The organism is Klebsiella sp. DY2415 (assembly GCF_026314315.1).
Taxonomy (GTDB): domain Bacteria; phylum Pseudomonadota; class Gammaproteobacteria; order Enterobacterales; family Enterobacteriaceae; genus Klebsiella; species Klebsiella ornithinolytica.
Genome location: NZ_CP111115.1, coordinates 4135271 through 4161450, shown reverse-complemented (window position 1 = coordinate 4161450; position 26180 = coordinate 4135271). Strand labels below are relative to the sequence as shown.

General features: G+C 57.8%; 22 protein-coding genes. 12 read left to right on the top strand and 10 right to left on the bottom strand.

What is annotated here, in order from left to right:
• Positions 1 to 59: 59 nt before the first annotated feature.
• Positions 60 to 1178 (bottom strand): ABC transporter substrate-binding protein, encoded by a 1119-nt coding sequence (locus OQV00_RS19785; protein WP_015584968.1) that lies wholly within the window; start codon positions 1176 to 1178, stop codon positions 60 to 62.
• Positions 1179 to 1447: 269 nt separating this feature from the next.
• Here OQV00_RS19785 and OQV00_RS19780 point away from each other — a divergent pair, with 269 nt between their 5' ends.
• Entirely contained in the window at positions 1448 to 1837 is a 390-nt protein-coding gene (locus OQV00_RS19780; RefSeq protein WP_015584967.1) for a hypothetical protein, read from the top strand.
• A 212-nt stretch (positions 1838 to 2049) separates the two neighbouring features.
• Complete coding sequence (locus tag OQV00_RS19775; protein WP_004859066.1) at positions 2050 to 2565, top strand: RcnB family protein; 516 nt, start codon at positions 2050 to 2052, stop codon at positions 2563 to 2565.
• A gap of 99 nt (positions 2566 to 2664) precedes the next feature.
• Here OQV00_RS19775 and OQV00_RS19770 read toward each other — a convergent pair whose 3' ends face one another.
• A complete protein-coding gene (locus tag OQV00_RS19770; RefSeq protein ID WP_004859069.1) occupies positions 2665 to 3255 on the bottom strand; it encodes a lipid-binding SYLF domain-containing protein in 591 nt (196 codons plus the stop codon).
• A 571-nt stretch (positions 3256 to 3826) separates the two neighbouring features.
• Between OQV00_RS19770 and OQV00_RS19765 the strand changes: the two genes are divergently transcribed.
• The 3 genes from OQV00_RS19765 (at position 3827) to OQV00_RS19755 (ending at position 6887) form a co-directional block, all read left to right on the top strand.
• Positions 3827 to 5005: a M20 aminoacylase family protein gene (locus OQV00_RS19765; RefSeq protein WP_004859072.1), complete on the top strand. Its 1179-nt coding sequence runs from the start codon at positions 3827 to 3829 to the stop codon at positions 5003 to 5005.
• Positions 5006 to 5024: 19 nt separating this feature from the next.
• A complete protein-coding gene (locus OQV00_RS19760) occupies positions 5025 to 5801 on the top strand; it encodes an ABC transporter substrate-binding protein (RefSeq protein WP_004859075.1) in 777 nt (258 codons plus the stop codon).
• Positions 5802 to 5933: 132 nt separating this feature from the next.
• Entirely contained in the window at positions 5934 to 6887 is a 954-nt protein-coding gene (locus OQV00_RS19755; protein ID WP_004859079.1) for an aldo/keto reductase, read from the top strand.
• 38 nt (positions 6888 to 6925) lie between these two features.
• Here OQV00_RS19755 and OQV00_RS19750 read toward each other — a convergent pair whose 3' ends face one another.
• The 4 genes from OQV00_RS19750 to OQV00_RS19735 form a co-directional block, all read right to left on the bottom strand.
• Entirely contained in the window at positions 6926 to 7717 is a 792-nt protein-coding gene (locus OQV00_RS19750) for a MoaF C-terminal domain-containing protein (protein WP_151333911.1), read from the bottom strand.
• 25 nt (positions 7718 to 7742) lie between these two features.
• Positions 7743 to 8519, bottom strand: coding sequence for an SDR family NAD(P)-dependent oxidoreductase (locus OQV00_RS19745; protein WP_044349154.1), 777 nt, complete (start codon positions 8517 to 8519; stop codon positions 7743 to 7745).
• A gap of 85 nt (positions 8520 to 8604) precedes the next feature.
• On the bottom strand, positions 8605 to 10338 hold the full coding sequence (locus OQV00_RS19740; RefSeq protein ID WP_015584962.1) for an arylsulfatase: 1734 nt from the start codon (positions 10336 to 10338) through the stop codon (positions 8605 to 8607).
• 76 nt (positions 10339 to 10414) lie between these two features.
• Entirely contained in the window at positions 10415 to 11602 is a 1188-nt protein-coding gene (locus OQV00_RS19735) for an anaerobic sulfatase maturase (RefSeq protein WP_004859093.1), read from the bottom strand.
• A gap of 478 nt (positions 11603 to 12080) precedes the next feature.
• On the opposite strand from OQV00_RS19735, the gene OQV00_RS19730 reads away from it, so the two are divergent.
• From OQV00_RS19730 to OQV00_RS19720, 3 genes are all read left to right on the top strand, one after another.
• Positions 12081 to 12764, top strand: a complete 684-nt coding sequence (locus tag OQV00_RS19730; RefSeq protein ID WP_004859096.1) for a helix-turn-helix transcriptional regulator — start codon at positions 12081 to 12083, stop codon at positions 12762 to 12764.
• Between the two features lie 117 nt (positions 12765 to 12881).
• Positions 12882 to 14072: an MFS transporter gene (locus OQV00_RS19725; protein ID WP_004859100.1), complete on the top strand. Its 1191-nt coding sequence runs from the start codon at positions 12882 to 12884 to the stop codon at positions 14070 to 14072.
• A gap of 1 nt (position 14073) precedes the next feature.
• The gene (locus tag OQV00_RS19720) at positions 14074 to 15189 is read left to right on the top strand and encodes a class II histone deacetylase (protein ID WP_032716820.1); all 1116 of its coding nucleotides are present in this window, start codon (positions 14074 to 14076) and stop codon (positions 15187 to 15189) included.
• A gap of 75 nt (positions 15190 to 15264) precedes the next feature.
• Here the strand turns inward: OQV00_RS19720 and OQV00_RS19715 are convergent, their stop codons facing one another.
• The 4 genes from OQV00_RS19715 to OQV00_RS19700 all read right to left on the bottom strand — a co-directional run bounded on the left by OQV00_RS19715 (position 15265) and on the right by OQV00_RS19700 (position 19171).
• The gene (locus OQV00_RS19715; RefSeq protein ID WP_054829226.1) at positions 15265 to 15822 is read right to left on the bottom strand and encodes a DUF3156 family protein; all 558 of its coding nucleotides are present in this window, start codon (positions 15820 to 15822) and stop codon (positions 15265 to 15267) included.
• Positions 15800 to 17299: an APC family permease gene (locus OQV00_RS19710; protein ID WP_004859112.1), complete on the bottom strand. Its 1500-nt coding sequence runs from the start codon at positions 17297 to 17299 to the stop codon at positions 15800 to 15802. Before OQV00_RS19710 ends, OQV00_RS19715 begins: the two co-directional genes overlap by 23 nt.
• Positions 17300 to 17490: 191 nt before the next feature.
• Entirely contained in the window at positions 17491 to 17856 is a 366-nt protein-coding gene (locus OQV00_RS19705; protein WP_004859114.1) for a cupin domain-containing protein, read from the bottom strand.
• A 13-nt stretch (positions 17857 to 17869) separates the two neighbouring features.
• Positions 17870 to 19171, bottom strand: a complete 1302-nt coding sequence (locus OQV00_RS19700; RefSeq protein WP_004859120.1) for an NAD(P)/FAD-dependent oxidoreductase — start codon at positions 19169 to 19171, stop codon at positions 17870 to 17872.
• Positions 19172 to 19321: 150 nt separating this feature from the next.
• Here OQV00_RS19700 and OQV00_RS19695 point away from each other — a divergent pair, with 150 nt between their 5' ends.
• From OQV00_RS19695 to pheP, 4 genes are all read left to right on the top strand, one after another.
• A complete protein-coding gene (locus tag OQV00_RS19695) occupies positions 19322 to 20815 on the top strand; it encodes an aldehyde dehydrogenase family protein (protein WP_266279284.1) in 1494 nt (497 codons plus the stop codon).
• Between the two features lie 403 nt (positions 20816 to 21218).
• Positions 21219 to 22301 (top strand): YncE family protein, encoded by a 1083-nt coding sequence (locus tag OQV00_RS19690; RefSeq protein ID WP_048022967.1) that lies wholly within the window; start codon positions 21219 to 21221, stop codon positions 22299 to 22301.
• Between the two features lie 57 nt (positions 22302 to 22358).
• A complete protein-coding gene (locus tag OQV00_RS19685) occupies positions 22359 to 24554 on the top strand; it encodes a TonB-dependent receptor (protein WP_266279282.1) in 2196 nt (731 codons plus the stop codon).
• A 163-nt stretch (positions 24555 to 24717) separates the two neighbouring features.
• Positions 24718 to 26094: a phenylalanine transporter gene (gene pheP, locus OQV00_RS19680; protein ID WP_004859136.1), complete on the top strand. Its 1377-nt coding sequence runs from the start codon at positions 24718 to 24720 to the stop codon at positions 26092 to 26094.
• Positions 26095 to 26180 lie beyond the last annotated feature (86 nt).

Genomic DNA, 26180 nt, shown 5'->3' with positions numbered 1-26180 from the left:
GCCGTCGGTACCGGTATTCCGTATACGGATGCCGGGTTCAGTAGTCGAACTCATGCGGGTTACTCACCTTGTTTCCAGGAAAAAACGAACGGCAGGTCTGGCAGGGAGGTAAAGCGACGCACGATGTCGTGGTACGTCTCATCGGGATTCAGGGTAGTGAACGCCCGCGGGTAGATATCTTTTGCCAGGTACTCCATGCCGACGATATTCCACGGATGGTTATAGAAATGGTGGTAAACCCCGTAGGCCCGCTTCGCTTTTACCGCCGGGATATCGCTGACGCCGGTTCTCGCCAGCAGCGCTTCACCCTGGGCATTAACCTCCTGCTGGCTGACCTGGTAGCCTAGCGGCAGTACCTGGCTGTTGCCGCGCTTCGAACCTGTCATGATGTAGGCATCGGGCTTCATGCTGATAATTTTTTCCAGCGATACAAATCCGGAGGCGCCGGGAAGCAGCTGGGAGCCAACATTAGTGGCGCCGACGGCTTCCACTAATCCGCCCCAACCGCTGTGCCCGTGGGTAAAGCAGCAGGCGTCGCTATTGCCGGCCAGCGCTTCGACGAAAACCGTGGCTTTTGGGGTGATTGTGGCCGTTTGCTGCTCGATAGCGTGCAGGTGCCGGCGGTAGAAATCGGTATAAGCTTTGGCGTTGCTCTCACGGTTAAGCACCTGACCTAACAGGTCGATGCTGGGGGCGGTATCGCGGGAAGGATTGACTTCATAATCGACAAATAACACCGGAATCTTCAGTGCGGTAAGTTTGCCGATCACCCCGCTTTCGGTCAGCGCCGGCTTTGCGCGCAGCTGTGCAATCATCAGATCGGGCTGGCGGGAGAGGACGCTTTCCAGGTCAACGTTGCCTTTGTCGCTAAAGCCCATATCAAGAATGGCTGCTGACTGCGGCCACTTCTGCTGCAGCATTTTCCAGGTCGCCACGTCCTGCTTTTTCGCCAGGTTGTTCCAGGCCACAACGCGTTGAAACGGGTTGTCCCGATCCAGCAGCGCCAGCGACATGAGATCCCGTCCATCCTGCAGGATGATGCGCTGGGGTTCATGCTGGAGCGTTATCTGACGGCCATCGAGGTCGGTAACCGTGAGGGGATATTGCGTCGCGTAGCTAAGCGCGGGGATCGAGATTAAGGCAGTAAGAATGAGTGAACTTACTGATTTTCTTGCCATAATTTGAGTTCCGTTTGCATATTTATAAATATAATGATTTTGATAATTATTCGCGTATAAAAATAAACGGCAGGTATATGAAAAAGCATTTTCATAAAATGTAACAACTTACTGGAATTTGCTGGTGCATCCTGAATAGCGTGGTGGTAAGACTGAAAAATGGGAAAAATAGACGGCGCTGGTTTTAAGAACTATCCCTAAAGTCATGACCGGAATGTTATGCCATGCTGTTGATGACTCATAACATTAAGCACGTTAGAGAGGAAATGATGAAAAAAGCAATGATTGCGTTATCTGCGATTCTGGTAGCAGCCCCTGTTTTTGCTGCGACAACACACGCAACTGATGATACCGTCGCGGCGGCCCATGAAGGGGCGAATACGGCGAAAGAAAAACTGCACCAGGCCCAGAACGAGGGCGAAGAGCAGAAGCTGAAAGCCGAACACGCGGCGCAAGGTAAAAGCGACAGCGTCGGCAGCCAGGTGAGCGAAGGTGCTCAAAAAACCTGGAATAAGACCAAAGAAGGGACGGAGAAGGGTTGGGATAAGACCAAAGAAGGGACGGAAAAAGGCTGGAATAAGACTAAAGCCGCCACCGAAAAAGGCTGGGATAAAACCAAGCAGGGTGCGGAAGAGCTGAAAAATAAAGTCACCGAATAATTCCGGTAGCGTTGCATAAAATAAGGTCGCGAAAGCGGCCTTTTTTTTGCCCCTTTTTTGCCCCTCATCGGCAGCGACGGTGATGACGTCGCGGCGACGCCACTCGCGGCGTTGATAGCGAACGATAATGCCAGGAATTGTCCTGGATATCCTGATACTCACTCTTTCTCCACATTCCGGCGGTAAAAAGGAGGCATATCAGGAGGTGTACAATGAAAAAAATGATTTCTCTGGCCGTTATGTTGTCCTGCGCATTAAGCTCGTTAGCCTGGGCCGACGGCCCGAACGGCAACGGTAACCCAGGCCAACAGCAGGTGTGGCAAAACGGCTCTGGGCACGGTAGTCCGGACGGCAATCGTCAGCAGGGACCGGGTAATAATGGTCCTCAGGGCAACGGCGACAGCCATCGTCAGGGCGCGGATAATCGCGGCTCGGATCGTCACAACCCCGGCGACAATCGCGGCAATAATCATGCACAAGGGAAGTCGCATCAGGAACGTCATGAACAAGACCACTTTGCGTGGAACGGGCATGACTTCCGTAAGGGGCAACCTGCGCCGGAGCGTTATCGCGGGAATGATTATCGGGTCAGCAACTGGAACGATCGCGGCCTGCCGCCGCCTCCGCAGGGGCAGCACTGGTCGTATATTAACGGCAACTATGTCCTGATTGCGGCGGCCACCGGCATCATTACGTCTATTCTGGTGAACGGCGTCCTTTCGCATTAATTTCGCACCGATGCTGCAGGGGCGAATCCGCCCTCGGGCAAACCCTCTCCCGTTCAGGGAGAGGGGATTACCGCCGGGTGACCTGTTATCCCGAGCAATCTATCTTTTATTCAGCGCCTCATCCGGCCAGTACTTATAGCCGTTGAGCATCGCCTGAGCGGCCAGCCCTTTCTCGGTAATTTCATAAACGTTCACTTTCGACGGCAGCGAAGAGGTATCCTTTGCGACGCCGCTTGCCGACGCGGCGACCGGCGCGACACCTTTATCATCATATTTCGCCGCAGCATTCGCGTCTGCGCCGACCATATAGCCCTGGGTAATAAAGGTGTGGAGTGCCGCTTTATCGTGGAACACCAGTACGGTGCGCTGCTGCTTCACGCCCATCCCCAGCCCGGCGCCGCCCTGAGCCATTTTCATATAGGTATCTTTGCCGGTGCGGAGATCTTTAACCACGCCGTAGCCGCTGCCAAATCCTAATACCAGAATTTTGCTGCTGTTGCTGGCAAATACGGCATAGCCATCGGCGTGCTGGATATCGCTACGGGCTTCCGGGTAGAGAGAATAGAGTTTGCTCAGCGTTTCGCTGCGTATTTTTTGAATACTGGCGCGCTGCTGGCTGGCGGTATCACCCTGGGCGCTACAGCCTGCCAGCGCCAGCGCTGACGCCAGGAAAAGAGCCTGATATTTCATATTTGAGTTCTACGCTATTCTGCGTCCATCTTATGGCGCGCGTTTATTTTTCCGTTGGTTCCGGAGGAGGCGTCGTGAATCATCTTCAGGTATGTCGTGGTGATTTCGCTGCCTGCGCTATCGGCATGCTCGCTGCCCGCAACATGGCGCCTCCTGAGGAAATGCGGGTATTTAATACGCTGATTTAAGCGTGGCGATCGTAGAATAAAAACTCGTTAACAATCCAATAATTAAAAGTTTATATTTAAATTTTGCCTTATTTGTGGGCTATATCACTATTAAAATAAGGTTTATTAGCATGGTGTTGCTGGCCTTTTTTACATTCTGTTGAACGCCTTACTCTTTTTCGCATTGCCGGTAACTTGCTGAATAATCATTAGTAAATGAGATGAAGCGCACGCCGGAAATCAGAAATCTTGCTTGCATTAAACGCTTATCCAGATAAGTTATTGAGTCTGAGATTATTCTTCATACTTCACGTTTTGGGGTTCTGGCATCCCACTTTTCGACAACCGTTTACCTGAAGCCTGAATGAATCAGAATATCTATTTCTTATTTCCCGGAGACCGGCATGAGCAATTTTGTGATTCCAGAAATTAAAGCAGCTGAAGAAGAGATGATTGCGATCCGTCATTATTTACATGCCCATCCGGAATTAAGTCTGGAAGAGTTTAATACCAGCGAGCTGGTGGCGGAAAAACTGGCGGAGTGGGGTTATGCGGTGACCCGCGAGCTGGGGAAAACCGGGCTGGTAGGGTCGCTTACGAAAGGGCATTCATCGCGCACGATCGGGCTGCGCGCCGATATGGACGCACTGCCGATTTTTGAAACCACGGAATTACCCTGGGCCAGCACCGTACCAGGGAAAATGCACGCCTGCGGCCACGACGGTCACACCACTATTCTGCTGGCGGCGGCAAAATATATTGCCTCGCCGGCCTGCCAGTTTAACGGCACGGTGCATGTGATTTTCCAGCCAGCGGAAGAGGCGATTGGCGGCGCAGACCTGATGATAAAAGACGGGTTGTTTGAACGCTTCCCCTGCGATTGCGTGTTTGCGCTGCACAATATGCCGGGACTGCCGGTCGGCAAGCTGGGCTTCTACGCCGGCAACTTTATGGCGTCGGCGGATACCGTCAAGATAACCATTCACGGCTACGGCGGCCACGGCGCCCATCCGGAGCGCGCGGTCGATCCCATTCTCGCCGGCTCGGCGCTGGTGATGGCCCTGCAAAGTATCGTCGCGCGTAACGTGCCGCCGGGGGAAACCGCCGTTGTCACCGTCGGCACCTTCCAGTCGGGCATCGCCTCTAACGTGATCCCGGAAAGCGCGGTGATGGAACTGACCGTGCGGGCGATGAAGCAGGAGGTACGCGACCTGCTGATTAAACGGATTCACGACATCACCGAATTTACCGCCAAAAGCTACGGAGCGACCAGCGAGATTGAGGTCTACGACTCCTACCCGGTGCTGACCAATAGCGTGGAGGAGACCGCGTTCGCCAAAGCATTAGCGACGGAACTCTTTGGTAGCGAACAGGTGCTGGAATCCATTTCGCCGATGAATGCCAGCGAAGATTTTGCCTTTATGCTGCAGGCGCGTCCGGGCTGCTATTTCCTGCTGGGTAACGGCGAGAAGGGCGATAAAGGCGGCTGCATGGTGCATAACCCTGGCTATGACTTTAACGATGACATTATTACCACCGGGGCGTCGTTTTTCGCCCGGTTAGTTGAAACACACTGCCGTTGATCTCTGGAGCTCGTAAATAATGAAAAAATCACTACTGCTGTGGGTCGCGCTGATGGCATCCGCATCGACGCTGGCCGCAGAACAAAAAGAAATTCGTTTTGGCGTCGATCCCACTTTTGCGCCGTTTGAATGGAAAGACCCGCAGGGCAAACTGGCGGGTTTCGATATTGATTTAGGCAACGCCATCTGCCAGCAGCTGCAGGCGAAATGCGTGTGGGTGGAAAGCAACTTCGACGGCATTATTCCGGCGCTGAAGGCGCGTAAATTCGACGCGATTCTCTCCGGCATGTATATGACCGAGAAACGCAAAGAGCAGATTGGCTTTAGCGACAAGCTATATAACGGCCCGGTGTTCCTCGTGGCGCGTAAAAATACGCTAACCGGCAATACGCCGGAGCAGCTCAAAGGCAAAACGATCGGCGTGGAGCAGGGCTCAGCGCAGGAGACTTACGTCAACCAGCACTGGCGTCCGGCGGGAATTAATATCGTGGCCTATCAGGGCGCTGACAGCGTCGTGCGGGATCTGGAGTCCGGGCGTATTGATGGCGCGGTGCTCTCCGGAATGATGGCGGACTACAGCTTCCTGCAGCAGCCGCAGGGCAAAGATTTCGCCTTTGTTGGCGGTCATTTGCAGGACGATAAGCTGTTTGGCGCCGGCGCTGCGATTGGCCTGCGTAAAGAGGACGACGCGCTGCGTCAGGAAATTAACCGCGCGATCGCGCAGATTCTTGCCGACGGAACCTATAAAAAACTGTCGGGTAAATATTTTAGCTTTGACGTCTATTCCGGGACATAATGTTGTGATGCGTCCGGCGGGCACGGATGGGCCCGCCGCAAGATTCCTTTTCTGACTCTCCACTCATAGTTCTTTCCCGCCCCTTGCGGCCTGGCGAAGGATGCAGAATATAAGCGATAAGGAGTGAACGGCATGAATACACGTCCATTGGGCAAAACCGGATTTTCCATCGCGCCGCTGGTCTTCGGCGGCAACGTGTTTGGCTGGACCTGCGATGAAAAAACCAGTTTTGCCATTCTTGATGCTTTTGTCGACCACGGCTTTGACGCCATTGATACCGCTGATGTCTACTCCCGCTGGGCGGATGGCAACCAGGGTGGCGAGTCGGAAACCCTGATTGGCCGCTGGCTGCAGGCGCGTCCGGGGATGCGTGATAAGGTAAAAATCTTCACCAAAGTGGGCTCTGATTTAGGGCTGCCCGGGCAAAAAGGGCTGAAGAAAGCCTGGATCCAGCAGGCCGTGGAAAACTCGCTGCGCCGTCTGAACACCGATTATATCGATCTCTATTTTGCCCACTGGCCGGACCCGGAAACCCCCATTGCCGAGACGCTGAGCGCTTTTCACGCGCTGCAGCAGGCGGGGAAAATTCGCGCGACGGGGGCTTCTAACCTGGATGCCCAGCAGCTTTCCGCGGCGCTGGAAGTGGCGCGGAAAGAGGGGCTGCCGGCCTGGCAGGTGCTGCAACCGGAATACAACCTCTATCACCGCTCCGCTTTTGAGGGGGCGCTGTGCGACCTGTGCATCAGCCGGGAAATAGGCGTCGTCACCTACTACAGCCTCGCCTCCGGCTTCCTGACCGGTAAATACCGTCAACAGGCCGATCTGGCGCAAAGCCAGCGCGGCAGCGGCATCGGGAAATACCTTAATCCGCGCGGAATGCGGATTATCGATACTCTGGAAGAGGTTGCCGCCCAGCATCATGCCAAACCTGGCGAAGTGGCGCTGGCCTGGCTGATGGGCCGGGAAGGGGTGACCGCGCCGATTGCCAGCGCCACCAGCGTGGCTCAGGTCGAGAGCTTTGCTCGTGCCGCTCAGCTGACGCTGAATGCCGCCCAGCTGGCGCGGCTGGAGATTGCCAGCGCCTGACGACGACGTGCCGGAGCCGCCAGGCTCCGGCGCTACGCTCAGGAAGAATGGTTCGTCACATTCAGAATCTGCGCGCTGGCCCCGACCGGGAAATTGCTCAGCGCGGCAAAATCACTTCCCTGATAGCCGAGAATCTTGCCGTCGGTGCGCATCTGCTGCAGATCGATAAGGATCACGCCCAGCGTCGGAATGATTTTCTCGCGCCAGACGAACAGCGTCAGATCGTCCGCCACCTGCACATAGTGACAGCGATCGACATCCGCCAGACCTTTCTCCACACCCTCCAGACACTGCCAGGCATAGAAGTTATCGTTGAGATAAATATGCTCGTAGCGTTCGGTCGGGCTGTAGGTGTACTGGTTACGCATTCCCACCAGCGCGCGGGTGAAGGTCGGTAGCGGTCCCGGCTCGCGGTTCAGTCGGGCAAAATGGAAGCGGGCTTCGACTGCCGTCAGCGGCAGCCCCTGCTCGACGCGGCTGAACGCATCGAGGCGCGCGGCCTGCTCCGTCGGCAGCTGACCGTAGACCAGGGTAGCGTTATTTTGCGTCAGGTTGCACACCGCGCTGATGCTGGCGTTCTCCTTGCCGGGATCGAGAAAATCGATAAACAGTACATCGGGGCGAATGGCGGTCACGCGCCCGGAAACGGGCTGCCCGTCCCAGAGCAGGGCGTGGTCATCGGCCATCGTCAGCTGATGACGGGCGCCGTCGGCCAAATAAAAGGTCAGTGGCTTTCCGCCGGGCAAAGAGGAAACCGGCAGCACGTTGCCGTGAGGCGCAAAGCCGTCCGCAAGCGCGCCGACCTGAATAAATACGGCTTCTGAAGTCATGTGAGATCCTTGTTGTGTAAGAACGTTAAGCAAATGCCAGCGTCGGGACATCAACCGCACTGGCGCCGCCGTCGGCAACCAGCGTCGCACCGCTGATAATCGACGCCTGCGGGGAACAGAGGAACTGGCAGGCGAGCGCAATCTCCTGCGCGCTGGCCGGGCGGCGCAGCGGGACGTCGCGACACACCTGCTGATAGGCCTGCTCAAGGCTGATCCCCTGCGCGTCCATCAGCGGCTGCATCTCCTCATCGGCCATCGGCGTAGTCACCCAGCCGGGGCAAATGGCGTTGGCGCGTACGCCTTGCGGGCCATAGTCCCGCGCGACTGAACGCATCAGGCCCATCACTGCATGTTTGGCGGTGACGTAGCCGCAGGCCTGCGGTCCGGCGGCGAGGGAGGCGATCGAGGCGACAAACAGCACGTTGCCGCGTCGGGCAATCAGCGATGGCAGGCAGGCGCGGACGCTGGCAAACGCGCTGTTGAGATTGCTCTCCAGCGCCGCACGCCACTGCCGGTCGCTGGTCTCCACGACGGCGCCGTTGCCCATGCCGCCCGCGCTACAGATTAAAACGTCGATATGGCCCGCGCGTTCGAGAATCGTCGGCAGCAGATGAGCCTGCCACTCATCGCCGCTGGCGGCATCGCCCGCCAGCGCCACCGCGCCGGTCTCTTCCGCCAGCGCCTGCAAAGGGGCAAGACGGCGGCCGGTAATGAACACCGTCTCGCCCGCCGCCGCCATCAGTCGTGCACAGGCGGCGCCAATCCCGGTGCCACCGCCGGTAATCACTACCACTCTACTCATCGTTTCTCTCCCAACACGCCTGCTTTGTACCTTAGAAAGGGGATATGCTCCCGGCTATCGCCCGAAAGAACGATCGCCGGATGAATCAATCGTGCTGCGGCGCCGGTATCGCCTGTGGCGCCGCAACGGGTTTCATGGTCTGAGGATCCACCGCGAGGTAGCGACCGGTTTTCGCGTCGATGCCGACATAGTCGATGGCTTTGCCGTCGGCGTGAACCACCATGGTGCGACCGGCAAACGCCGCGTAATCCTGACTCATGGTCTGCACCCGCTGCGGATATTGTGCGGCGACATCATGGGTTTCCAGCGGGTCCTGCTTAAGATTGAACAGCCCCCACGGCGCGTCGCCCGCCTGCGGGAAGGTTTTTACCAGCCGCCGAAGCTTCCAGTCACCGTCAATCCAGGCCGCCTGGTTATGCAGCTCGACGCCGTAGCGGGAGCGCGGCGGTTGTAAGCTTTCGCCGGTCAGATAGCGTTTAAAGCTGACGCCGACCATCGGCAGGACCGGTTTTTTCGCCAGCGCTTTCGTGGCATCGATACCGGCGAACTCATAGAGGGTGGGCGCGACGTCATACACCGCCATGGTGGTGGCGTCGATTTTGCCGCTATGGACAATCCCGGGCCCGGCAATCATAAAGTCGGTATTGATGCCGCCCTGGCCGCTGGTGGTTTTGTGGTAGCGCGCGTAAGGGGCGTTGCTGACGTTCGCCCAGTGCGGGCCATAGGAGACGAACGAACCTTTGCGGCCAATATTCTCGTAGCGATTGTCGAACTGCTTCCAGAACGCGGGTTCTGATTCGTAGTAAAAGCCTTCTGCCGGGTTAGCGCCGTTATCGGTTAAAAAGATCAGCAGCGTATTTTTATCCCGCCCGGTTTGCTTCAGCGTTTCCATCACCGTACCGATCTGCGCATCCATGTTGGCAATCATCGCGGCGTATACCTGCATCACTTTCGCGGTGTATTTTTGCTGCTCCGGCGTCAGTGCCGCCCACTCTTTATCGAGATCCAGCCCAGGAAGCGGCGTGTCGTCATGGAGAATACCTGACGCCTTCAGACGGGCAATTCGCTGGCGATAAACTTCGCCATAGCCCTGCTCGTACTGACCTTTAAAACGGGAAATCCATTCATCCGGCGCCTGCAGCGGGTCGTGGGGGGCGGTAAAGGCCAGCCAGGCAAAAACCGGCTGTTCCGACGGCGTTTCTTTGATCCACTGGTTCATCTGGGCGGCGTAGGCCTCGCTGGAGTAAAAGTCGGCGGGGAGCGAAACCCGCTGGCCGTCGCGGGTGTAGTAGGTGTGGAAGGCTTCGACGGTACCCAGCGGTATCGCATCGTCAAAATGGCTGGTGCCGCCGCCCATAAAGGCGAACGAGTGGCGAAAGCCCCGATCGTTTGGCGTGGCGCCGGGTACAAAGCCGAGGTGCCATTTCCCGGTCATCAGCGTGTTATAGCCGGCATCTTTAAATCGTTCGGCCATGGTAGTGACGCGATCGGTGAGGCGCAGTTCATACCCCTCTTTGCCAAGGGTGCTGTCATACCACCACATTCCGCCCATGCCGGCCTGCTGGTTAGTATTCCCGGTCAACAGCATCGAACGGGCAGGGGCTGACATCGGCGACGTGTAGTACTGGCTCATGCGCACGCCCTGTTCGGCCATCGCCTGCAGGTTAGGCGTCGGGATTTCACCGCCGAAGGGGCTGATATCGGAATACCCCATATCGTCGGCGATAATCACGATGATGTTGGGGCGCTCGGTTTGCGCGCTGTGCGCTGCGCCGGAGAGGATCATGCTCAGCGCGGCGGCCACTGTTTTTTTCTTCACTACCGGGTCTCCTGTTCAGGATCGGGGATTCATCGCGCCCGAAGATGAAGGCGGCGCGACCATGGAAAAATGTCGGTTAGCGCGTCACCCGACTGTCGATAAAGCGGGCGCGCCAGGCGCGCAGGCCGTTCAGATCGCGGGAGTAGGGGCGCAGCGGAGCAAGAATTTCGCTAAAAAAATGGAAGTAGCCGGCGCACAGCCGGTTGTAGCCGGCGTCGTTAAGATGGGCCGGACAGCCGCCCTGGCAGACTATTTTTACCGCGCACTGCTGACACTCCCGGCGTCGGCTTTTTTCGCTGCCGAAGGGCAGGCGGGTCGCGCTCTCCACCGCCTGAGCCAGCGGGCGGTCGTCGAGCTGGCCAAGATGATGCCGGTCGTTAATCAGGTGATCGCAGGCGTAGAGCCGGCCGTCGGGCTCCATCACCAGGTTGCTGCCGCAGCGAGCGGCATGGACGCAGGTGGCGCTGGTATGGCTAAAATATTGCCCCCACGCCTGCTCAATATTCATCACAAAAACCCGCCCGATATCGTCGCGCTTACGCCACTGGCGCCAGATAGCGACCATAAAGCGCCCCCAGTTATCGGCGCTGAGCCGGTAGCCCTGCGCCAGGGCATCGCCTTCGCTCATCAGCGGCTGAAACTGCAGGTAGCGGGCGCCAAGACTGACAATATGGTCGTAAATGGAGGCCGCGTGCCGGGTCATCTCGTCGTGGACCACCACCAGTAAATTAAATTCCACCTGATGCCGGTGCAGCAGAGCGATGCCGCGCAGCGCCGCCGGGTAGCTGGCCTGGCCGCGTTTATCCGGACGATGGTGGTTTTGCAGTGTTTCACTACCTTCCAGACTGACGCCGACCGTGAAGTGATGTTCCCGGAACAGGCGGCACCACGCATCGTTGATGAGCGTGGCGTTGGTTTGCAGGCTGTTGCTGATGGTGACGCCCGCGGGGGCATAGCGCTGCTGCAGCGCCAGCGCCTTCTGATAAAACCGCAGTCCGGCCAGCAGCGGTTCGCCGCCTTGCCAGACGAAATTAATCTCCCGGGCCCCGGCCGGTTGGGCGGCAATATAGCGGCGGATAAACGACTCCAGCGTCGCATCGTCCATTTTCCGCACCGGGGTATCGCCCTGTGGGTAATAACAGTAACGGCAGGCAAGGTTGCAGGCCGGGCCAATGGGTTTGATCAAAAGATGAAAGGGCACCGTTGCCCGAGGCTCCATAGCCAGCGGAATTTGCTGCTGGCGTAGTGCGGCGATATTCAGCATCGTTTTGATCCTGTCCGGTTAAGTTATTTTATTTGCCATTCTGGCGCGGGGCAGCACTCCGTCTCCGGTTAATTTTTTCGGCTTGCGGTTCTGTTTGGGCAGCAGAAAAACCTACGCTTCCCTGCAGAGTTAAGCGCCTGATGAAAATGACCTGAGTGTTATTTATCAGGTATAGAGGAGTCGTTGAAAAAGACTATCGTTCTAAAGGACGAGTTCGGCGCTGAAAAGCGTGAGAATGTGAAGCGCGCGGCGCCAGGGGATAAAGTTAATAACTTTTGTTTATGTTTTAATATTAGGTCGATAACACAACGCTATGCGCAATAATAATGTTTTAAATAACAGTGTGTTAAATAAAATTTTGCAACCAATATCACATTGTTAATATGTTAATGATTGTGTTACTTAAATGTGAAATGTATGCTTCTTGTATCGTTGGTCATCCGCGTTTAACGCACTTTCACCTCGACGGGAGGGGATCATGTCTGCTTTATTAAAAGCCAGTCGTAATGATGCGATAATTGCCCGTTGTTTACAGACTATTTCACAGTTAATTCCACTGTCGTCGGCGGTGTTTTATCGGGTCAATCATCGTTTAAAACCAGAACACTATATTTTGCATAATATTTCTGCGAATACGCACCAGCAATATCTGGAGTGTTTTCAGCCGTTAGATCCGCTGCTGCCGTCCCGCTTTAGCCATCAGGCAATTACCATGGCGGCGATGACGCCAGGCCTCTGTGACCGTAACCGTCATTACTATCATGAGTTTATGTTGCCGAATAATGTTCGCGACATGACCGAAGTGTTTATTCGCCGCGACCGACGGATTATTGCCGGTATCTCCTTAATGCGCGACGTCGCTTTCTCCAGCGAAGAGCGTCTGCGCGCCCAGGCGGTGCTGCCGCTGGTGGAGCTGGCCATCCACGATTGTCTCCAGGAAGAGGAAGACCTGCCGGCGATGCTGACGGCGAAAGAGCGTGAAATTGTTGGCATGGTCCGCGAAGGGGCCAGTAATAAGTTGATTGCCCGTCAGCTGGATATTTCTCTCTCCACGGTGAAGACCCACCTACGCAATATTTTTGCCAAGACCGAAGTGGTCAATCGTACCGAGCTCGTTTCCCGAACCTGGATGCCATCCGCTCAGCGCACGCTGCATCTGTAATCTGACTCAACGCATCCCGCGCGCGCCGCCGACCGCGGCGTTTTCCTGATGCCTGACGGTATCACTCCCTGGACTGCTGCCCGGGGGGAGACTTTTTTGACTGGAGCACGCACCACGATGTCGAGTACGCCTGTTGCCGAAAAGCTTTTATCCCAGCCGTCCGGGCTGGTTTTCACCGCCCGCCTGCTGGCGGCCATCGTCATTTTCGCTGCCGTTGCGCCGGGGATTCTGATGACCGCGCCAGCGGTCGCGGCGCAGTTGGCCAGCGAATGGCAGCTGACGCCGGCAGAGATTGGCTATCTTTTCTCCGCCGAACTCGGCGCCATGAGCCTTGCGACGCTGCCCGCATGGTGGTGGATGAGTCGTCTGAACTGGCGCCGCGTGGCCCTGTGCGCCTGCGCGGTGTTTCTCGTCGCCAATCTTGTCTCGGCGGCGGTCAGTCAATACGAAACGCTGCTGATCGCCCGCTTCATCGCCTCGCTGGCGGGGGGCACCCTGATGATCCTGTGTATCAGCTGTGCGGCCGGGACGGCCAATCCTTCCCGGGTGTATGCCTTCTGGGTGCTGGGACAACTGCTGCTGGGAATGGTGGGACTGCTGGTGTTACCCGCCCTGTTTGCCAGCTTTGGCCTGAAGGTGGTGTATCTGATCCTCGCCGCTATCATGCTCTGCTGTCTGCCGCTGGTCCCGGCCTTTCCTCAGCGCTTTCAGCCGATGTCGGCCTCTTCCCGCCAGCCGCCCGCGGCCGCACCGCGACGTAAGCTGTGCGCGGTGCTGGCGATCCTCACGTTTTATATCAGCCTCAGCGCGGTGTGGACTTTTATCGGCACCATCGGCAGCGCGGCGGGATTGACCGCGGCGCAAATTGGCATGGTGCTGGCGGCTGCGACGGTGTGCGGCATTATCGGCGCGGGCGGCGCCGCTCTGCGCGGCACGCGGCGCCCGGACCGGATACCGGTCTGGCTGGGCTACGGCCTGCTGATTCTCAGCATTGTGCTGCTGGTCAGTCATCCGCTGCTGATGCGCTTCGCGCTGGCCGCGCTGCTGTTCAAATTCACCTGGACCTTTGTTCTGCCTTTTATTCTCGCGCGCGTTGCCGGGCTGGATAACAACGGTCGCCTGATGAACAGCATCAATCTGGTGATTGGCGGCGGAATGGCGGCCGGTCCGGCGCTGGCCGGGGCGCTGCTACAACGTTTTTCCAGCGCCGATGCGCTGCTTGCGGCGGCAGGCGGCTGCGCGCTGATCTCAGCAGGATTAATTCTGGCGGCATCGTCCGCCGGGAAGAGTGAGCCAACGGGAGGATAGAGTGAAAAGAAAAACCGGTTTCTTCTTTGATGAACGTTGTTTCTGGCACAGTACCGGCCTGCATGCGGTGACGCTACCGGTCGGCGGCTGGGTACAACCTCCGGCAGGGGGCGGCCATGCGGAATCGCCGGAGACCAAGCGTCGGATGAAAAACCTGATGGATGTCGCGGGGCTGACTGCGCAGCTTCAGCTACGCGGCGGCGCGGCCGCCGGCGAGGAGGATCTGCGCCGCATTCACCCGGCACATTATCTGGAGCGCTTTAAGGCGATCAGCGATAGCGGCGGCGGTCTGCTGGGCAAAGAGGCGCCGCTGGGGCCGGGCAGCTATGAAATTGCCTGCCTTTCTGCCGGGCTGGCCTGTGCCGCGGTTGAGGCGGTGCTGAGCGGCGAGCTGGATAATGCCTACTCTCTGTCGCGGCCGCCGGGCCACCACTGCCTGCCGGATCAATCGATGGGCTTCTGTTTTCTTGCCAACATTCCCATTGCTGTGGAGCGGGCGAAGGCGCGGTTCGGGCTGGGTAAAGTGGCGATCCTCGACTGGGATGTGCACCACGGCAACGGTACGCAACATATCTACCTGCATCGTGACGATGTGCTGACAATCTCGCTGCACCAGGACGGCTGTTTCCCACCGGGCTATGCCGGAGAGGAAGATCGCGGCACCGGTGCCGGCGAAGGTTACAACATTAATGTTCCGCTGATGGCCGGCGCAGGGGACGACGGCTGGCGCTATGCGCTGGAAACGATCGTGCTGCCGGCGCTGGCGCGTTTTGAACCGGATCTGATTATCGTCGCCTGCGGTTACGATGCCAACGCTATGGATCCGCTGGCGCGAATGCTGCTCCACAGCGATAGTTTCCGCGCCATGACCGAACGGGTGCAGGAGGCGGCCGATCGTCTGTGCGGCGGTAAGCTGGTGATGGTGCATGAAGGGGGCTATGCCGAATCCTATGTACCGTTCTGCGGGCTGGCGGTGATGGAGGCGTTGAGCGGCGTGAAAACCGAGGTTGAGGATCCGCTGCTGGCGTTTATTCAGCAACAGCAACCGCGCGAGGCCTTTACCCGCTTTCAGCGCCAGGCGATTGACGAACTGGCGCACCGGTTTGGGCTGAAGTAATCTCCTTTCGCTTCTCCGCCAGGAAGGCGGAGAAGCGCTCTCCTGTGTGAGACTACTTTTCACTTCTCTTTGATGTCACTTCTCTGTCGCCGTTTGCGCCATCCACTGACCGATCGCCTGATGCAGCATATTCATAACGCTCAGCAGCAGCATCCGCTGATGTTTTTCGAGACGCAGATAGCGGCGCAGCGGCGGCATTTTGCAGACCACCTCGCTGGCGGCCCACGGCTCAATGCAGCAGCGCCAGCGCTGATTATCAATGGTTAAGGAGAAACGGCGGTAATCCAGTTCGCTTAATGTCTGCTGTAAACGCGGAAAACGGTTGAGGTAACGGGCGAGATCGGCGGCCGGTTTTGCCGCCCGGAAGGTCACCGGCTGGCGTTTAAGCCAGCCGGATTGATGGGCGCGAATGTTACCCTGAGCGGGCCGGGTGACCGGCCCCTCGACGACAAATTCGCAGCTGTGAATGCTGGCCATAAACAGCCTTTTCTGGCGAACGCTGAAGGTGACGTCGGTGGTGGCGTTCAGGTGCAGCACCGCACTGCGCTCGCTGAGCTTTTCGCTGTTCCAGCCGGCCAGGTCGCGCTGCACCGCATTCATCAGCGGGGTACTAAACGAGGGGACGGAGGGCATCTGGCGTCATCTCCCCTTGGTTCTGTTTCTCATAGTTGCCAATCGCGCGTTCCACCACCTCTTCAACCGGTACCGGACGGAACGGGTTGACCCGCTGGACGCACACCGTCCAGAAGAGGGCATAGGCGGCGGTCAGGCCGAGCATGATGCCAAATGGCACCAGCACTTCGCGGCTGTCCATCCCCGGCGGGGTGATATTGATGATGGCGATAATAATCCCGACGCTGGAGATAATTTGCGGCAGCGGGAACCACGGCGAGCGGTAGGCGCGAGGCAGATCCGGACGACGAATACGCAGCAGTACCACCGAAAGGGTCACCAGCAGATAGGCGACGCCCCAGGCGCAGACGGCGGCGAGGATCAGCGGCACGATACGATCGATATTGCCGTTCAGATACCAGGCGTGCAGGCAGGGTATCGCCACGCCAATGGCAATGGCGATAACCGGCGTCTTGAAGCGGGGATGCAGCCAGGTCAGGAAGCGCGGGAGCGCGCCATCCAGCGCCATGCCGTAGATAATCCGCGGTACGGCGGCCATCAGAGTATTAATGGTCGCGCAGCCCGCCAGCAGCAGGCCGACGCCCAGCCAGTACTGTCCCGCGTGGCCCATCACCCGTTCGGCGAAGGCCGGAATAGCCATCGGCGTATCCAGCAGGTGGACGTTGTTCGCCGCGTCCAGTACCACGTTCTCGACCTGACGGTTAATGGCCGCACCATAGATAAACATGCAGCTTGCGACGCCCAGCAGGCCGAGCGCCATCGCGCGAGGAATGGTGCGGTGCGCGTGTTTAATTTCCGGGGCCATGGGGGTCACCAGTTCACAGCCGACGAACATAAACATCGCCATGCCGATATAGCCGAACAGACCTGAGAGATCGCTGACATCAAGCGGCGTGCCGAACCAGCCGGAGAGATGGGTCACCGGCGCCATAAAAATTCCGCACAGGCCGAAAATGGTCAGCGTGCTCCACATCCCGAAGGTCAGTACGACTTCGACCTTTCCGAAGATCTCGACGCCAATGGCGTTCAGCAGGCCGAACACCACCACCATCCCGACGCCGACCATCCAGGTATTCTGATGGGCGGCCATCTGGCTGCTGATGGACTCAAAGTTCACCAGCGCCATCACCCCGGCCAGAATGGTTTCCGCGGTGCCGGCAAAAATATGCACGATCAGATAGGCGCACAGCGCGCCGGTAATGGCGAAAAAACGCCCCATCCCGCAGGCGATATAGTCATATACCGAGCCGGTCGTGGGGATTAGCGTCGCCGCTTCGGCAAAGGTGGTGACCTGCGCCTGCATCATGATAAACGCCAGCAGTACCGCCAGCGCGAAGGTATCGCCGCCCATCCCAAAACCGCTGGTCACGGTCAGGATCACCGGGCTGGCCATAATCAGTCCGACGGAGCTGGCGAGGGTAGTAGGAAAGCCGACGACGCCGCGTTCGAGATGGCTGGCGAGTCTTTTACTGAACATAGTCAACCTCTGCACAAGATAGGTAAGGGCAGGGAGTGGCTGGAAGTGAATAGCCATTCCGGATAGTCATAATTTAGGTTGGCATCCGGCTCAATGAATATCGTCCTGAAGGTGGAGAACGGCGGTTGAATCTGTGACCCAGTGCATGAATACAATCCCCGCCGCCGGGCACCGGGGATTGTCTGCGTTGGTTAGCGGCTTTCGACGTTCGCCAGGTAGTGTTTGACGAAGCGCGGGGTGAGGATTTTCCACTCCACTTCGGTGCCCTGCTTCACGAACCAGCTGTCGCCCGGGGCGAAGCGCTGCGGCTTGCCGCCAGAGACGGTCAGCTCAACTTCGCCTTCCAGCACGGTGGCGTGTTCGGTAAACGGATAGGTCATGGTGAAACTCCCCTGAGTGGACGAAAACAGACCGCAGGTAAAGGCGTCCTGTGGTTCGCCGTAAACCATAGCGCCCGCCACCTGCGGATCGCCTTCGGTTGGCGTTGCGCCCAGCAGGCTGACGCTGCCGATAGGCTGCAGTTCAGGAACCGGTTGATCGAGTTTAAATGCTTGCATGATGTTCTCCTGGTTAACTCCGGCCTTTCCAGTAACCGGCGGTTTGATGCATGAGTTTTCCGGCGGTGACCAGCAGCAGACGCAGGCTGTCACGACCGTGGATTGTGGCGTGAGGAATACTGCTCATCAGGCGGTAACGATCTGAGCCGCCGTTAATTCCTTCGGCGAGAATTTTGCACACGATATGCGAGGGGGTGACGCCAAACCCGGAATAACCCTGAACGTAGAAAACGTTATTGTGCTCGCGCAGGGTGCCAATTTGCGGGAACAGGTTCGCGCTACAGGCCATCGGGCCGCCCCAGGCGAAGTCGATTTTGACATCCTTAAGATAGGGGAACACTTCCGCCAGCAGCGTACGATTCCAGGCGGCAAAATCGTTCGGCGTATATTCAAGGTAGCGCGTGGCGCTGCCGAACAGCAGGCGGTTTTCCCGCGTAATTCGGTAGTAGTTGATGACCGGGCGAATGTCGCTGAAGGCGCCGCGCAGCGGGCTGATGCGTTCGATCAGTTCATCGGAAAGGGGCTCCGTTGAGACCTGATAAGAGTAGGTCACCAGCGTCTTGTTATAGATTTCCGGCTCCAGATTATTGAGGAAGCTGTCGCAGGCCCACAGCAGTTTAGCCGCCTTCACGCTGCCCATCGCCGTGCGAACCCGCACCTCTTTGCCGTAATTCACCTCTACGACCGGAGAGGATTCGAAAATTTTCACCCCTAATGAATGCGCCGCTTTTGCCGAGCCCAGCAGCATATTCAGGGAGTGGATCTGCCCGCCGCCCATATGCTTGAGCGCGCCGCAGTAGACGTCGGAGCCCACAATTTGCTGCACATCGCTGCCGGTATAGAGCGCGATATCCTCATCCGGAGTGGCGGCCTTAAACTCTTTTTCCCACTGGCGCAGGGTCTTCAGCTGACGCTGGTTATAGGCCAGATAGCCGTAACCCGGAACAAAGTCGGCATCGATATTGTATTTCTTAATCCGTTCGCGAATGATTCCTGCACCAAGGTTCGAGATTTTAAACAGCGTCTCCAGCCCCTCTTTACCCACATGTTTTTTCACCGCTTCGATGTCGTGACCAATACCGGCCATGACCTGGCCGCCGTTGCGGCCGGTGCCGCCGTAGCCTAAATGACGGGCTTCGAGTACGACCACGTTGGTGATGCCCTGTTCTGCCAGCTCCAGCGCAGTATTGATACCGGAAAAGCCGCCGCCGATGATCACCACGTCGGCGTCAATATCATCCTGCAGCGCCGGAAAATGCAGCTGATATTTTTTGGTGGCGCCGTAGTAGTTCAGCGCATCGATTTTGATATTCATAGCGTTACCCTGTCTGTCTCGCCTGGCTAAGACCTCCATCACAGCATGGCGGCGGGGCGCTGAATATCGTCCGAAAGAATGACGTTCTTTAGAACGATAGGCAGTCTGTTTCTGGCGTGATGTGATGAGGAACATTTCCTGAAAAAACGGATGCCACCGATGAGCGACGTGACCTTACTTGCTGAAGTAGCAGCTTTTTTACGCCAACCGCACGGGCAGTTTATTGCCGGAGAGGCTTTGCCCGGCAACGGACCGACGCTGGCGGTGATAAACCCCGCCACTGGCAAAGCGATTGCCGGGGTAACGTCGGCGGATGTCGGGCAGGCGGATCGGGCGATGGCCAGCGCCAGCCAGGCCTTTGCCTCCTGGCGTGCGATGCCGACCCTGCAGCGCGGCACGCTGCTGCTCAGGCTGGCCGATCTGCTGGCCAGCCATCGTGAGGAGCTGGCGCAGCTGGAGAGCCTGTGCTCCGGTAAAACCATCGGCCTGGCGCGAATGCTTGAGCTGGATCAGTTGGTGGCGTTCCTGCGCTACTTTGCCGGCTGGGCAGGCAAGGTCACCGGCGAAACGCTGGATGTCTCGCTCCCGTCCATGGCGGGAGAGCAGTACACGGCCTTTACTCGTCGTCAGCCGGTTGGCGTAGTGGTAGGGATCGTGCCGTGGAACTTTTCGATAATGATCGCTATCTGGAAGCTGGCGGCGGCGCTGGTGTGCGGCTGCACCATCGTGATGAAGCCGAGCGAGTATACGCCGCTGACGCTGCTGCGGGTTGCGGAGCTGGCGAAAGAGGCGGGGATCCCGGACGGGGTGATTAACGTGGTGAACGGCGCGGGCGGTGAAATCGCCCAGCGCTTGATCGCCCACCCGGCCTGCGCCAAGGTCAGCTTCACCGGTTCGGTGGCGACCGGCGAGAAAGTTCAGCATGCGGCGATCGGCGCCGGAAAACGCGTCACCCTCGAACTGGGGGGCAAAAACGCCGCGCTGTTTCTCGACGATCTCACCCCCGAGGCGATGGCGGACGGCATTATCGAAGCAGGTTATCTGAACCAGGGGCAAATCTGCGCTGCCGCCGAGCGGTTTTATCTGCCGCAGGGCAAGCTGGATGCGGTGCTGGAAATACTGAAGCAGCGCCTGTCTGCGCTGCGTCCCGGCTCACCGCTGGATGAACAGACGCTGATGGGGCCGCTGGCTAATCGGGTGCAGTTTGAGAAGGTGCTGCAGCTGATTGAAAAAGCGCGGGAAGAGGGCGACACCATTGTCTGCGGCGGCGAAGCGCTGCCCGGCGACGGCTATTTTGTCTTACCGACGGCGGTGAAGGTCCGGAGCGAAAACAGCACGCTGATGCAGGAAGAGACTTTCGGTCCGGTGTGCAGTTTTATCGGCTACCAAAGCGAAGAGGAGGCGCTGTCCCGGATTAACGCTTCGCCGTTTGGCCTGGCCGCCAGCGTCTGGTCGGAGAACATCCGCAAGGCGCTGCGCTATTCCGACGCGATTAACGCCGGAATTGTCTGGGTGAATATGCACACCTTTCTCGATCCGGCGGTGCCGTTTGGCGGCATGAAAGGGTCGGGGATTGGCCGCGAGTTCGGCAGCGCCTTTATCGATGATTACACCGAACTCAAATCGGTGATGGTACGCTATTAGTCCGGCGCCATCGGCCGCTATAGTGCTGAAGCGATCGTATATCGGGCCGTGCGATTTGTCGGATGTGGCCCGTATTTTCCCTTACCCCGTACGGTCAGCGCGCGGGGTCTGTCGTTTTCTCCCGCTCGTGAGAGCCGCTCCCCCCCATAAGAACGCCTTGTTTTCAGCAGATTATCGCTTTTGCGCGGGTCGGTTGTGATTAGGCTTGCACGCTATAAGATAATGAGTATAGTTCTCATTCTTCTTTTTGTTTGCAGGCTAAGAATGGACTAACCTGCGCCAGTGAGCCGCTCACAAGGAAACAGCGAAGGCGTAGGGTGGGGTTCAGTCTTGCTATGCCGGAACAACATAATATCGGCGCAGAGCTACCACCGGTTTATTGATTTTGTTAAGGATTTCAATGATGAAATACACCATTCCGGTATTAGCTCTGGTCATTTCTGCCGTCTTAAGCGGCTGCGCCACACCCCCTTCCACTAAGGTAACCCCGCCGGTCGCCGAGAAAAACGCCGTGACCGTCATACAGCCGCTCAAACGTCAACTGGCCGAGGGGCTGTACGAAATGGCGCTCAGCCCACGGGGCGATGCGCTGTACGTGGCCAGCGCCGAAGGTTTTAAAGACGTGCAGGGCGGGGCGGTCTATAAGCTCGACCCGAAAACGCTGAAGACCATCGGCCTGAGCTACACCGACCTGAAAAACTTTGCCGTCCAGATAACGCCGGATGGCAAAACGCTGTTCGTCACCAACTCGCTTGACGGCGGCATCAGCGCCATTGACACCGCCACCGGCAAAGTCAAAAAGCGCCTGCTGTTTAGCGAGCGCAACGAGAAGGGGCTGCCGTACGGCGCGCGCCAGATCCTGCTGCTGAATAATACCCTCTACGTGGGTGCCGTTGCCGATCCGGCGCAAATCTGGGTGGTTGATGCCAATACGCTGAAGCTGAAAGCGCGGATTAAAAATACCGGCAAATGGATGACCGGCCTGCACTATTCCGCGCAAACCGGACGTCTGTATGCAGCCAACGGCGGCGGGGAAATCCTCGTAATCAACCCGCGCAATAACCGCATTGAACAGCGCTGGAAGCCGCTGGGCGACAAGCCGGCGCTGCTGCTGAATATCGCCGAAGACAGCGAGACCGGCCGCCTGTTCGTCACCGATAACTCAAAAGCGAAAACCACTCTGGTGCTGGATATTCACAGCGGCAAGGTGATTAAGCAGCTCGACCTGGGCGACTCGCTGGCGGTGCTGTTCAACCCGAAACGCAATGAGATTTATATCTCCCAGCGCGAGTCCGGCAAGGTTATCAGCCTCGATGGCACTACCTATGCGCTGAAAAAACAGTGGGATATCCCCGTGAATCCAAACAGCCTGTTGCTTGATGCCGAGGGGCAGACGCTGTTTGTGACCGCTAAACAACCGTTCAACAAAGATCACTCCACCAAAGGTCCGGACAGCGTTGTCCGCATCGACCTGAACGCGCAATAAAAAATTCTGGCCCGGCAGCGGGCCATTTGTTCCATTTATCTTCATCACGGACTCATTATGCACATCACGTCTTCCCCATTCCCGCTGCGCAAAACGCTGCTGGCGTTAACCATTGGCGCCATTACCCAGAGCGCTGTAGCTGCAGACAACACCGCGAATAGCAACAAAAACGAAGAGGTTATGCTCGTTCAGGCGACCGAAGGCAGCGATTTTAAAGCCGGCGGCGACCTGGTGGTACCGGCCTTCCTTGACGGACAAATTGCCCACGGCGGCCGTATCGGTATGCTTGGCGAACAAAAGGCGATGGATGTGCCGTTTAACGTTATCGGCTATACCTCGAAACTGATTCAGGACCAGCAGGCGCAAACTATCGCCGAGGTGATCGGTAATGACGCCGGCGTACAGGCGGTGCAGGGCTACGGTAACTTTGCCGAAACCTATCGCATTCGCGGGTTTAAGCTGGATGGCGATGATATGACCATGGGCGGCCTGGCGGGCGTGGTGCCGCGTCAGGTGATGGATACCCAGATGCTGGAGCGCGTTGAAGTCTTCAAAGGGGCTAACGGTCTGCTCAATGGCGTCGCCAGCAGCGGCGTCGGCGGGATGATCAACCTCGAACCGAAACGTGCGGATGATGTACCGACCACCCGCGTTGGCGTGGACTATACCGCTGATTCTCAGGTCGGCGGCAGCCTCGACCTTGGCCGTCGCTTTGGCGAAGATAATCAGTTTGGCGCCCGGGTGAACCTGGTTCACCGCGAAGGTGAGGGCGCGGTTGATAATGACCGGCGCCGCACGACGCTGGGGTCACTGGGGCTGGATTATCGCGGCGACCGTTTGCGCTCCTCTCTTGATTTCGGCTATCAGAAAAAGACGTTCCATGGCGGAACGATGGGGATCAATATCAGCGGCGTCGATTTTGTTCCTGCGCTGCCGGATAACAGCAAAAACTACAGCCAGAAGTGGGGCTATAGCGATATAGAAAGCGAATTCGGTATGGCCAAAGCCGAGTATGACCTGACCAACAGCTGGACGTTGTACAGCGCCCTCGGCGGCCAGCACTCGCATGAAACCGGCACCTATAGCGCGCCGAAGCTGGTTAACGACAACGGCGATGCTACCGTCGGGCGTCTGGATACCAACCGCATCATCGACTCGATCAGCGGAATGGGCGGTGTACGGGGTAATTTCAACACCGGGGTTATCTCTCATCAGGTCAACGTCGGCTATGCCGCTCAGGTCAGAACCGATGCCACCGCCTGGCGTATGTCGGCGAAAAACCCGACCACCAATATCTATGACAACCATGATGTGGCGATGCCGGATAACGCCTATTTTGGCGGCAACTACTTCGACCCGCTCACCACGTCACGCAGCCGTACCCAGGGCTGGCTGCTGAGCGACACGCTAGGCTTCTTTGATAACAGCCTGCTGCTCACCGCCGCCGCGCGTCATCAGAAAGTGGTGGTGCGTAACTACAGCAACAAAACCGGTCTGGAAGATACGTCTTCCCGCTATACCCAGAGCCGCTGGACGCCGACGGTGGGTCTGGTCTACAAGCCGTGGGAGACGCTGTCGCTGTACGCCAACCACACCGAGGCGCTGCAGCCGGGGAGCGTGGCGCCAAATACCGCGACAAATGCCGGGCAGAGCACCGGGATCGCTCATTCGAAACAGGATGAGGTTGGGGTGAAAATTGATTATGGCACCCTGGGGGGATCGCTGGCGCTGTTTGAAATTAAAAAGCCTAACGCTATCTCCGATGCTAACGGCTACTACGGGCTGGATGGCGAGCAGCGTAACCGCGGCGTCGAACTGAACATCTTCGGCGAACCGACGCTGGGCCTGCGCCTGAACGGCAGCGTTCAGTGGCTGGATCCGGAGCAAACCAAAACGGCGAAGGGGATCAACGATGGTAAAGATGCCATCGGCGTTTCTCGCTTCTACGCGGTGTTAGGCGCGGAGTATGACATCAAGCCGGTTGACGGGCTGACGGCCACCGCACGGGTGAACCACACCGGTTCACAGTATGCCGACGCGGCGAACAGCAAAAAACTCGACAGCTATACGACCCTCGATTTGGGCGTACGCTACCGTCTGGCGCTGAACCAGAATCAAAACCAGATGGTCCTGCGTGCCGGGGTGGATAATGTGACCAATGAGAACTACTGGTCAGGTATTGATGATACCGGCACCTATCTGTTCCAGGGCCAGCCACGTACCGTTAAAGTATCGATGAGCTACGATTTCTGATCGTAAAATTCGGGGCGGGACAACGCCGCTCGCCCCTTCTGTGTATCCCTTTTCCGCCGTTCGTCACCATCCCTTGCCGCGCAATCAACGCATCTGCAACTTGAAGTCGGGCGAGCAGAAGTGTTAAAAGGTGCCCCTTCATAAAAACTCACAGGGGAAAGACGTGAAAGACGCGTCAACGCAGTCAGATGCCACAGCGGAGAGCGGCCCGACGCTTCATCGCGGTTTACAGAACCGACATATTCAGCTCATTGCCCTCGGCGGCGCTATCGGTACCGGCCTGTTTCTCGGTATCGGACCGGCGATTCAGATGGCCGGGCCGGCCGTCCTGATCGGCTATGCCGTCGCCGGGATCGTCGCTTTTCTGATCATGCGCCAGCTTGGCGAAATGGTGGTCGAAGAGCCCGTATCCGGCTCCTTTGCCCACTTCGCGTATAAATACTGGGGCCCGTTTGCCGGTTTTCTCTCCGGCTGGAACTACTGGGTGATGTTTGTGCTGGTGGGGATGGCTGAGCTCACCGCCGCCGGCATCTATATGCAGTACTGGCTTCCGGATGTGCCGACCTGGGTCTGGGCGGCGGCCTTCTTTGTCATCATCAATGCCGTTAACCTCGTTAACGTTCGCCTGTATGGCGAGGCGGAATTCTGGTTTGCCTTAATTAAAGTGCTGGCGATTATCGGCATGATTGGCTTTGGCCTGTGGATGTTGTTTGGCGGCCACGGCGGCAGCAAAGCCGGATTTGACAACCTGTGGCGCCACGGCGGTTTCTTCGCCACCGGCTGGCATGGCCTGGTGATGTCTCTGGCGGTGATTATGTTCTCTTTCGGCGGCCTGGAGCTGATTGGTATTACCGCCGCCGAAGCGCAAAATCCGGAAAAGAGCATTCCGAAGGCGGTAAACCAGGTGGTGTACCGTATTCTGCTGTTTTATATCGGTTCGCTGGTGGTGCTGCTGGCGCTCTATCCGTGGGTGGAAATCAAGTCCGACAGCAGCCCGTTTGTGATGATTTTTCATAATCTTGACAGTAACGTGGTAGCTTCTGCACTTAACTTCGTCATTCTGGTGGCATCGCTGTCGGTCTACAACAGCGGCGTTTACTCCAACAGCCGCATGCTGTTCGGTCTGTCGGTACAGGGCAATGCGCCGAAGTTTCTGGCCCGCGTCAGCAAACGCGGCGTGCCGGTCAATTCGCTGATCCTCTCCGGGGTGATTACCTCGCTGGTGGTGCTGCTGAACTATCTGCTGCCGCAGAAAGCGCTGGGTCTGCTGATGGCGCTGGTAGTGGCAACGCTGCTGCTGAACTGGATCATGATCTGCATGGCGCACCTGAAGTTCCGCGCGGCCCAGCGTCGAAAAGGGCGGGAGCCGAAGTTCAAAGCGCTGCTGGCACCGGGCGGCAACTACCTCTGTATTGCCTTCCTTGCGCTGATTCTGGTGCTGATGTGCACCATCGACGGGATGCGCCTGTCGGCCATTCTGCTGCCGGTATGGATCCTGTTCCTGTTTATCGTCTTTAAGCTGCTGCGCCGTCCGGCGTAATGCCTCCTTGCCCCGGCCTTCGCCGGGGCGTTCTGCCTTTTATTGTGATCGTCTTCGCGCTTAGCGTAATTAGCGCAGGATCTTCT